The sequence below is a fragment of the Pseudomonas sp. 2FG genome (assembly GCF_005502935.1).
GTDB lineage: Bacteria > Pseudomonadota > Gammaproteobacteria > Pseudomonadales > Pseudomonadaceae > Aquipseudomonas.
The window spans coordinates 1-3,245 of the sequence record NZ_SCMP01000036.1 but is presented as its reverse complement, the minus strand read 5'-3'; the positions used below and the strand labels follow the sequence as shown (position 1 = coordinate 3,245).

Sequence of the window (3,245 nt, the reverse complement as noted above, 5' to 3'; positions counted from 1 at the left end):
TCACCCAGCGGCAGGCGCTCGGCCAGCTCGGAGGAAGTGATCAGCCACTGCAACCCCGAATCTTCGACCATGTAGGCCAGGCGCTCGCGCGGGTAATCCGGGTCGAGCGGCACAAAGGCACCGCCGGCTTTGAGCACCGCCAGCATGGCCACGATCATGGCGTTGCCGCGCTCAAGGGATACGCCGACGCGGGATTCGGGTCGCACGCCCTGCTCCACCAACAACCGGGCCAGGCAGTTGGCGCGGGCCTCCAGCTCGGCGAAAGAAAGCCGCTCAGCGTCATGCACCAGGGCGACGGCCTGCGGACGCAGACGCGCCTGTTCGGCAATCAGCTCGGGCAACAGCCGGCTGGCGTCGAAGCTCTGCCGTGGTGTGTTCCATTCATCCAGCAGCAACTGCTCGCTCTCACCGAGCAGCGCCAGGCTCCCCAGCGTCTGGGCCGGATCGCCGCACACCAATTGCAGGGCCTGACGCAACAGCGCCTCGACCTGGGCGATGCCGGCGGCGTCGAAATGCGCACGGTCATAGGCCAGCAGCAGTTCCAGGCGGCTGCCCGGCAGCACGGCCAGGGTCAGCGGGTAATGGGTGAATTCGTGGCTCTGCGGCATACCTAGGCGCAGCTCGCCGCGCGCGGCCTGGCGCAGGGCGTCGCCCAGCGGGTAGTTCTCGAATACCAGCAGGCTGTCGAATAGCGCCTCGCCGGCGCTGCCGGCCCAACGCTGGATATCGTGCAACGGGCTGTGCTCGTGCTCGCGCAGCTGCAGGTTGTGCAGCTGCAACGCGGCCAGCCAGTCGCCCAGGGGCTGTTCGGCTGGCAGTTGCACGGCGACGGGAAGACTGTTGATAAACAGGCCGAGCATCTGCTCGCTGCCGGCCAGTTCGCTCGGGCGGCCGGCGACGGTGGCGCCGAAGCACAGGCTGCGCTTGCCGGTCAGGCGGCCCAGCAGCAGCGCCCAGGCGGCCTGCACCAGGGTGTTGAGGGTCAAGCCGTGGCGCTGGGCAAAGCCGCGAATCTGCTGTTCGGTGACGGCATCCAGCGGCAGCGGATGGCGGGCATGGCCAAGCTCCGGCGCCCGGCACGGCAGGCAGCCGGCGATACGGGTGACCCTGTCCAGGTCGCGCAGCTGCTCACGCCAGAAGGCCTGTTCGGCGGCGGTATCCTGGCCATCGAGCCAGCCGATATAGTCGCGGAACTGGCCACCCGACGCCGGCAGGCGATCGCCGTGATAGAGGGCCAGCACTTCGGCGAACAGCAGGCCGTTGCTCCAGCCGTCCAGCAGCAGGTGGTGCAGGGTCCAGACCAGTACGAAGTCGCCCGCGCCGCGCTGGATCAGCGCCAGGCGCAACAGCGGTGCCCGCTGCAGGTCGAAGCCGCGCTCGCGCTCGGCACTGCAGAAAGCTTGCAGCGCTGCATCGAAGTCGGTCTGTGCGCACCAGTCGAGGTTCTGCCAGTCCAGCGCCACTTCGGCCTGCACCAGTTGCAGCGGGCGCTCGCCCAGCAGGAAGCGGCTGCGCAGCACGCCGTGGCGCGCCAGCACCTGACGCCAGGCAAGTTCCAGGCGCGCCGGGTCGAGACCGGTGAACGGCAGCAACAACTGGCTGACATAGCTGCCGGCGCCTTCCAGCTGGCTGTGGAACAGCAGGCCCTGTTGCAGCGGTGACAGCGGATGCACGTCTTCCACGCCGGCCAGCGTATCCAGCTCGGCCTGGCTCAGGCCGGCCAGCGGTACGTCGCTGGGGGTCAGCAAGCGTGGAGTTTTCTGGCAATGCTGGTGGATCGCGCGTAGCTCGTGCTGCAGGCGCAGCAGCAGGCCTTCGAGGGTGCCGCGGGCCAGTTGCCGCGGGTTGAAGTCCAGATGCAGATGCAAGGCACCGCCGCGCTGTTCGGCGTTGATCACCAGCGGCGCATCCAGCGGCGCATCGGCTTCGCGCCACAGACCGCCTTCGACCAGACGCAGGGCGCTGTCGCCTTCGTCGAACTGGCCCAGGTAGTTGAACAGCAGTTGCGGTGCACGCTCGACCAGTTGGCCACGCTGCACCAGCAGGCCATGACCGAGGCCCAGGTGCGGCACGGCACGCAGTTGCTCCTTGATCGCCTTGAGGCTGGCGCCCAACTCCTCGCCGGGTTGCAGGCGCACGGGATAGAGGCTGGTGAACCAGCCGACGCAGCGCGACAGGTCGATGTCCTCGAACAGCGGTGCGCGACCGTGGCTCTCCAGGTGCACCGCCAGGGCCGGCTGCTCGCTCCAGGTGCAGAGCACGCGGCTGAGGGCGGTGAGCAGCAGCTCGTCGGCGCGCAGGCGATAGGCCTGCTGACCGGCGTGCAGCAATTCGCGGGTGAAAGTGGCGTCCAGGCTCAGCTCCAGGTGCTCACGACTGCCTTCGCGGCCCGTTTCGCTACTCAGCAGCGGCAGCTCGCCGCCTGCGCCCTGCTGGGCCTGCCAGTACGGCAACTGCGCTTCCACGCTCCAGTCGACCAGGCGTTCACCCCAGGTCTTGAAGGCGCTGGTCTTGGCCGGCAGTTGCACTGGCAGGCCGCTGGCCAACTGCAAGCAGGCGCGTTGCAGGTCCTCCAGCAGCACGCGCCAGGACACGCCATCCACCACCAGGTGATGGATACTCAGCAGTAGGCGGTCAGCCAGGCCGGATTGTTTCAGATAGAGACCGCGCAGCAGCGGGCCGCTGACCAGGTCGAGACTGCGTTGCAGAGCGTCGCAATGGGCCTGGACCTCTTCGCCGGCGGCCAGCTCGACCACCTGCAACAGCTCGGCATCTTCGGCCGCGGCATGGGTTTGCTGCCACTGACCATCGACCTGGCTGTAACGCAGGCGAAGGGCATCGTGGTGCTGCACCAGGCCACGCAGGGCCTGCTCCAGCTGCGTCGCCGGCAGCGGTTCGGCCAACTCCAGCAGCAGGTACTGGTTGCATGGAGCCAGACCTTCGCGCTGCAACAGGCGCGCCTGGATCGGCAGCAGCGGCGCGTTGCCGGTCACCGGGCCCTGATCGGCCAGCGGTGCAACGACGACACGGGCCACGCCGGCCAGTTGTGCCAGGGTCTGTTGCTGGAACAGGTCTTTGGGCGTCAGGCCCAGGCCCTGCTGACGTGCGCGGCTGACCACCTGCAGGGCGACTATGGAGTCGCCACCCAGCTCGAAGAAATGATCCTGGCGCCCCACCCGCTCCACACCGAGCACTTCCGCCCAGATGGCGGCGAGGATGTGCTCATTGTCGGTCTGTGGTGCTTC

1 protein-coding gene is annotated in these 3,245 nt (G+C 68.2%); it reads right to left on the bottom strand.

Annotated elements, in window-relative coordinates:
- Window positions 1-3,245: condensation domain-containing protein (locus tag FFS13_RS19670; protein WP_171006527.1), on the bottom strand; the 3,245-nt coding region annotated here is incomplete at both ends.